Source organism: Roseibium sp. RKSG952, from assembly GCF_009711355.1.
Genome location: NZ_SMMF01000745.1, coordinates 1 through 6,492, shown reverse-complemented (window position 1 = coordinate 6,492; position 6,492 = coordinate 1). Strand labels below are relative to the sequence as shown.

Annotated in this window: 7 protein-coding genes, 1 tRNA gene and 1 riboswitch; of the genes, 5 read left to right on the top strand and 3 right to left on the bottom strand. The window is 60.9% G+C overall.

Annotation, left to right across the window (positions count from 1 at the left end; translation table 11 throughout):
- Window positions 1–67: 67 nt before the first annotated feature.
- The gene (locus E1297_RS05385) at window positions 68–1,051 is read left to right on the top strand and encodes a histone deacetylase (protein ID WP_368669465.1); all 984 of its coding nucleotides are present in this window, start codon (window positions 68–70) and stop codon (window positions 1,049–1,051) included.
- Here E1297_RS05385 and E1297_RS05380 read toward each other — a convergent pair.
- Window positions 1,022–1,357, bottom strand: coding sequence for a DUF6460 domain-containing protein (locus E1297_RS05380; RefSeq protein ID WP_155134917.1), 336 nt, complete (start codon window positions 1,355–1,357; stop codon window positions 1,022–1,024). The two genes, E1297_RS05385 and E1297_RS05380, sit on opposite strands and share 30 nt — an antisense overlap.
- A 270-nt stretch (window positions 1,358–1,627) precedes the next feature.
- Entirely contained in the window at window positions 1,628–2,827 is a 1,200-nt protein-coding gene (locus E1297_RS05375; RefSeq protein WP_155134914.1) for an O-succinylhomoserine sulfhydrylase, read from the bottom strand.
- A gap of 38 nt (window positions 2,828–2,865) precedes the next feature.
- Window positions 2,866–2,945: riboswitch (SAM riboswitch) on the bottom strand.
- A gap of 115 nt (window positions 2,946–3,060) precedes the next feature.
- Here E1297_RS05375 and E1297_RS05370 point away from each other — a divergent pair.
- The 3 genes from E1297_RS05370 to rpiB all read left to right on the top strand — a co-directional run bounded on the left by E1297_RS05370 (window position 3,061) and on the right by rpiB (window position 5,300).
- Window positions 3,061–4,173 carry a 2'-deoxycytidine 5'-triphosphate deaminase gene (locus E1297_RS05370; protein ID WP_155134911.1) on the top strand — a complete coding sequence of 371 codons (1,113 nt, stop codon included), beginning with the start codon at window positions 3,061–3,063 and terminating at the stop codon, window positions 4,171–4,173.
- A 20-nt stretch (window positions 4,174–4,193) separates the two neighbouring features.
- Window positions 4,194–4,739 carry a YigZ family protein gene (locus E1297_RS05365; RefSeq protein WP_155134908.1) on the top strand — a complete coding sequence of 182 codons (546 nt, stop codon included), beginning with the start codon at window positions 4,194–4,196 and terminating at the stop codon, window positions 4,737–4,739.
- Window positions 4,740–4,850: 111 nt separating this feature from the next.
- Window positions 4,851–5,300, top strand: coding sequence for a ribose 5-phosphate isomerase B (gene rpiB, locus E1297_RS05360; protein WP_155134905.1), 450 nt, complete (start codon window positions 4,851–4,853; stop codon window positions 5,298–5,300).
- A 129-nt stretch (window positions 5,301–5,429) separates the two neighbouring features.
- On the opposite strand, the gene E1297_RS05355 is transcribed toward rpiB, so the two are convergent.
- On the bottom strand, window positions 5,430–6,227 hold the full coding sequence (locus E1297_RS05355) for an ion transporter (RefSeq protein ID WP_155134902.1): 798 nt from the start codon (window positions 6,225–6,227) through the stop codon (window positions 5,430–5,432).
- 192 nt (window positions 6,228–6,419) lie between these two features.
- Between E1297_RS05355 and E1297_RS05350 the strand changes: the two genes are divergently transcribed.
- A tRNA-Gly gene (locus tag E1297_RS05350) sits at window positions 6,420–6,490 on the top strand.
- Window positions 6,491–6,492: the final 2 nt, after the last annotated feature.

Genomic DNA, 6,492 nt, shown 5'->3' with positions numbered 1-6,492 from the left:
ACTGTGTTGCACTTCGCGCTTGAATCCACCGGTCCGCTGCACAGGCCAGCAAAATGCAGAGATCTCCATGCGAGCCTGCATTGCCGTCTCTTGCACTCTTTTCGAAAGCGCACTTGCCGCTATAACGGTGCGCATGTCCGTGCCCTTTGTTCACCATCCCGCCTATTGCGCCGATCTTCCGGCAAACCACCGGTTTCCGATGGCCAAGTTCCGCGCGGTTGCCGAGCGGATTAAGGCCGAAGGCCTGTTGAATGGCGGCAGCTTTGTCAAGCCGCGCCCGGCCCCGTTCGAATGGGTCGCGCTGGCGCATGACCCCGCCTATGTCGATCAGGTGTTCAACACCCGCGTGCCGGACAGGATCGCCCGCGAAATCGGCTTCCCGATGCGCGAGGACATTGCACTGCGCGCAAGATGTGCGACCGGGGGAACGGTTCTGACCGGATATCTGGCACTGGAGCACGGGATTGCATGCAATACGGCGGGCGGCAGTCATCATGCGCGGCGGGCGCATGGAGCCGGGTTCTGCGTCTTCAACGACGTGGCGGTTGCCATCAAGGTGATGCAGGCCGATGGCGCCATCCGCAAGGCGCTGGTGATCGATCTGGATGTGCATCAGGGCGACGGCACTGCCGGCATTTTCGAAGACGATCCGGATGTCTTCACCCTGTCGATCCATGCGGCAAAGAATTATCCGGTTCGAAAGGTGCCGTCCTCCCTCGATATCGGGCTTGCCGACGGACTGGAGGACGCGGATTACATGGAGGTCCTCAGCGATGTCCTTCCGGAGGTGCTTCATCGGGAGCACTGGGACATCGTGTTCTACAATGCCGGGGTCGACCCTTACCGGGGCGACCGTCTCGGGCGGCTGGCGCTGAGCCGGGAGGGTTTAAGCCTGCGCGATCGTTATGTCATTTCAGCGGTCCGCTCGAAGGGGCTGCCGCTCGCCGGTGTGCTCGGCGGCGGCTATTCGACGGATATCGATGAATTGTCCGACCGCCACCTGTCTCTGCATCGGGCAGCGTTAGCGCATAGTGCTGCGATCGCTGTGTGACGAGGACGGGCCATCCTGCGGCGGGCGGGTTTCTGTCCGCTTGCCAAGCGACAGGACGCGCAGGACGAACCACACCGGTATAACAATTACCGCGCCCATGACAAAGTAGCGCCAGATGTTGTCGAGGGCCGCAAATCCCATGTTCCAGATGCGCTCGAAGAAGTTCATCGTGATGTTCACGATGTCCATGGGATTGAGATTAAGCGCCGACAACAGCACGCCGACCACAAAGGACAGGAACACCAGCCGCAAGATCACTTGCCCCGGCGACCCGCCAAGAAATCGGGTGAGGTTCTGGTCGGACATTGAGGGCTCCTTGCTGGCGTTGGGCCGGTTGCGACATGACCACAACTTAAGAATTGACCGCCCGCCATTCAATCCGCAGTCCTGTGTATGAACCTGTTTGCACGCGTCCCGCAGCGGATGGTGGTTTCAACCGCAAACCGCACCAGGACAACAGCAAGGTTGGCCTCGCGATACGGGATTGTGTTTCAAGGATTGCAAAACCGCAAGGAAGCCCTGAATGGCCGGCTTCACCATTCAGGGCGTTCACAGCATGATTGGACGTAGCCAGCCCTATACCGCGCTCAGGGCCTGTTCGATGTCGGACAAGAGGTCGGCCGGGTCTTCCAGCCCGACAGACAGGCGCAGGATGCCATCGGAAATGCCGAGTTCGGCCCGGGCCTCTTCGCCGATGGACTGGTGAGTGGTCGTCGCCGGGTGGGTGATCAGGCTTTTGGCATCGCCCAGATTGTTGGAGATCTTGATCAGGTTCAGCGCATTGGTGAAACGGAACGCCGCTTCCTTGCCGCCGTCCATCTCGAAGGCCAGCATGGTCGAGCCGCCGGTCATCTGACGCCTGGCGATTTCGGCCTGCGGATGATCGTCCCGGCCCGGATAGATCAGCCGCGCGATGCTGTTGCGGCTGGCGAGGAAATCGGCGATCTGGCCGGCACTTTCGGCCTGACGGGCCACGCGGAGCGGCAAGGTTTCGAGCCCCTTCAGCAGAACCCAGGCGCTGAACGGGCTCATATGCGGCCCGGTATGCTTGACCAGTGGCATCACTTCGTCGGTGATCCAGTCTTCATCGGACAGAACGACACCGCCCAGACACCGGCCCTGCCCGTCAATATGCTTGGTCGCCGAATAGACCACCACATCGGCGCCAAGCTTCAGCGGCGACTGGAACATCGGCGTGGCAAACACATTGTCGACAATCAGACGCGCACCGGCCGACTTGGCGATGTCGGCAACGGCGGCGATGTCGATGATCTCCAGCGTCGGATTGGTCGGGCTTTCCAGAAAGAGTGCCGTGGTGTTCGGCTTGACCGCAGCCTTCCACTGGTCGAGATCGGTGCCGTCGATCAGCGTGGACTCGACGCCAAAACGCGGCAGCAGGGTCTCGACAATATAGCGGCAGGAGCCGAACAGCGCCTTGGCCGCCACCACATGATCACCCGCCTTGACCGAGGCCATCAGGGCCAGATTGACGGCAGCCATGCCGCTGGCGGTTGCCCGCGCGGCTTCAGCACCTTCCAGACCCTTGATCCGGTCCTCGAACATGGCAACGGTCGGATTGGCATAACGGGAATAGACGAAACCGGGATCATCGCCGTTAAAGCGGGCTTCCGCGGCTTCTGCGCCCGCATAGACAAATCCCTGGGTCAGATAGATGGTCTCGGAGGTTTCGCCAAAGGGCGAGCGGGTCGTGCCACCATGCACCAGCTGCGTGGCCGGTTGCCAGGTTTGTGAGCCGTTCTTGTCGTTATGCGCCATTCCAATGCTCCAAATGCAAAAACCCCGGCCAGGACCGGGGTTTTTGCAACCCGGCCTTTTTAGCAACTTGTTTAACGTGGCTGCAAGCCGGCCGGCCCAAATCACCACGAATGGAGATGGAAATACGGCAAAAGATCCGCAAGGTCAATCTGGCTAAATAATTTCGGGTTGGCGCCAGCGCTTCGATCCGTTAAGGCCTGTTCGAAAGGAAAAAACAAGAAATTGGGGCACCCATGAGCGGACAGACCGGACAAAGCACGCAGGGCATCTTGCCGGCCCATACGATCAGGCAGATGTTTGACGCGGGCGCCATTGCGGCGGAGATGCCACCGGTCGACGGTCAGATCCAGCCCGCCAGCCTCGATTTGCGGCTCGGCAACAAGGCCTACCGGGTGCGCGCCAGTTTCCTGCCCGGCCCCGGCGTGTCGGTCGAGGCCCGTCTTGATGCGCTGAAGCTGCATGCCTTTGACCTGTCGGACGGCGCGGTTCTGGAAACCGGCTGCGTTTACATCGTTCCGCTTCAGGAAAGCCTGCGGCTGCCCGCCGACATTTCCGCCACCGCCAACCCGAAGAGCTCCACCGGCCGGCTTGACGTGTTCACCCGGGTGATCACCAATGAAGGCCTCGCCTTCGACACCGTGCCTGCCGGGTATGACGGCCCGCTCTACGCGGAGATTTCTCCCCTCACCTTCCCGATCCTTGTCCGCACCGGTTCGCGCCTGAGCCAGATCCGGTTCCGCCGGGGCGCCGCGCTGATCCCGGATGCGGAGCTTGAAGAGGTGCACCGGAGCCATACCCTGGTCAGCGGCGGCAACGAGCGCATCGGTGGTGGCGTGCAATTGTCGATCGATCTGAAAGGCACCGGCGAGGGCAGTCTGGTCGGCTACCGCGCCAAGCAGCATTCCGGCCTTGTCGACGTGGATCTGCCCGGCGCGCAGGAACCGCTCGATTTCTGGGAACCGATCTACCGGCGCAAGTCCGCCGAGCTGATCCTCGACCCGAACGCCTTCTATATTCTGGTCAGTCAGGAAGCGGTCCATGTGCCGCCGGACTTTGCCGCCGAAATGGTGCCGTTCGACCCGCTGGTCGGCGAGTTCCGGGTGCATTATGCCGGGTTCTTCGATCCCGGCTTCGGTCATGCGGGCGCCGGCGGCGTCGGGTCGCGTGCCGTGCTGGAAGTCCGCTCCCATGACGTGCCGTTCATCGTCGAACACGGGCAAACCGTCGGACGTCTGGTCTATGAACGCATGGCCGAGCGCCCGGACCAGCTTTATGGCGAAGGCATCGGCTCGAACTATCAGGGGCAGGCACTGAAGCTTTCCAAGCATTTCAGGATGGCCGGGTAACCGGTCCCGGGGCCTGCCACTTGCACAAGACCGTCACACGCGCCTTCACCGGATATCTGGAAGACCGGAAGTCCCGCTTTCTGGCGCATCTGGTGCCCTTGGCCGATTTTCAATGCACGCTGGAGGCCCTGCGCAAGGAGCACAGGAAGGCCAACCACATCGTCACCGCGCACCGGCATCTTCTGGAAGACGGCCGGATCGAGGAAAGCGGCAAGGATGACGGCGAACCGGCGGGAACGTCCGGCATGCCCACCTTGCGCGTTTTGCAGGGCGCGGAGCTGGTCGAGACCGCCGTTCTGATCGTGCGCTATTTCGGTGGCACCAAGCTCGGCGGCGGCGGTCTGGCGCGGGCCTATTCAGGCGCTGCGCAAGACGCCATCGCAAAGGCCGAACTGGTGCCTTTCGAACGCCGGAAGATCAAGACCGTTTCGGCCTCATTTTCCGACAGCTCCGAATTGGAAACCCGCATTTCAGCCCTTGGGCTGGAGGTGCTCAACCGCGACTACACCGGCGACGGCGTCGTTATTACCGTTACGGGGCCTGGGAGCGTGGTTGCAAAACTCTAGGCCGGGTTCTTTTTGGAAATCGGTAAAACAGCCAAAATTGACGTCGCCCGTGTATTTTGTACCCCTGTGGCACACTCGCAATTCACCGCCGGCTCGGGTAGGAGAGGTCCAATGTATACGGATTGCCGCGTCGTTCTTTCCAGCGATCATGCTGCCATTCAGCTTCGGCAGGCCATTGCTGACCATATATTCGCACGCGGTTGTGAAGTGGTCGATATCGGGCCGGCAACGCCCGAAAGCACCCACTATCCCAAGCATGGCGAAGCGGCCGCCCGGCGTGTTGCCTCCGGCGACTGCCGGTTCGGGATTGTCCTGTGCGGCACTGGCCAGGGCATCATGATGGCTGCAAACAAGGTCAAGGGCATTCGCTGCGGCGTGTGTGCAGACACCTACTCTGCCCGCATGCTCCGCCAGCACGAAAATGCCAACATGCTGTCCCTTGGAGCCCGGGTCATTGGCGAGGGGCTGGCGCTGGATATTGTGGATGCATTCCTGAACGCCTCTTTCGAAGGCGGCCGGCATGCAACCCGTGTGGACATGATCACTGCCCTTGAGCAGTGAAATCCACACCGGTGTTTGCCCACGAAGCAACAGTCAGGCCGCAACGCGCAGATCCCGGTTGATATTCGTAAGACTTTGCGAACAGACCTGTGATCGCAAGGCTGCGGCCCAACCTGTTTGCGGCTCCCGCTATCCCTTTTGCCGGGTCTCTTCCCGTAGCTCCGCGACTTCAACCCGGAGTTTGCGGACTTCTTCCAGGATCATGCCGGTATCGTCATGAATGGCCTGCCGGTTGGCGTCGGCTTCGTGTTCATGTTCCTCCTGCATGGCCGAGACGATGATACCGATGAACAGGTTCAACACCGTGAAGGCCGTCGACAGAATGAACGGCACGAAGAACAGCCAGGCGTTCGGATAGACCTCCATCACCGGGCGCACGATGCCCATGGACCAGCTTTCCAGCGTCATGATCTGGAACAGCGAATAGATCGAACGCCCGAGATTGCCGAACCATTCCGGGAAAGCTTCGCCATAAAGCTTCGTTGCCATGACGGCAAAGACATAAAACACAAGCGCCATCAGGACGACGATCGAGCCCATGCCCGGCAAGGCGGAAATCAGCCCGCCGATCACCCGGCGCAACGACGGCACAACCGAAATCAGACGCAGTACGCGCAGGATCCGCAAGGAGCGCAGAACCGAAAGCGATCCGCTGGCGGGCATCAGGGCCATGCCGACGATAAGAAAATCAAAGATGCTCCAGGGGTCGCGGAAAAAGCGCAGTCCATGCGCATAAAGCCGCAGTGTCAGTTCGACGACGAAGACGGCCAGAATCGCCCGGTCCATCGCCAGCAACAGCCCGCCGGCAGCAGACATTGCCGCCGGGCTGGTCTCAAGCCCGAGCGTGATTGCGTTGATAACAATCAATGTGACAATGGCATATTCCCACCGCCGGGAGCCGACCATGGCCCTGACCTTGTCCCGCATGCATTTCTCCGCCTGTTATGCCCTGAACCGTGCTGCTGCGGCAGCCGGCGGCAAAATGGGGTCTTGCTGGCGATTGCGCAAGATCTGCCGATGCAAACGGTTTTTTCCCAGCCGTGTCATCAACAGGCTTGCGGGCAAGACCCGTCGAACAGCTTGACAGGACCGCAAAGCTTGCGCAGAAGAGAGACAGACGCGGGTGTAGCTCAATGGTAGAGCAGAAGCTTCCCAAGCTTAAGACGAGGGTTCGATTCCCTTCACCCGCTCC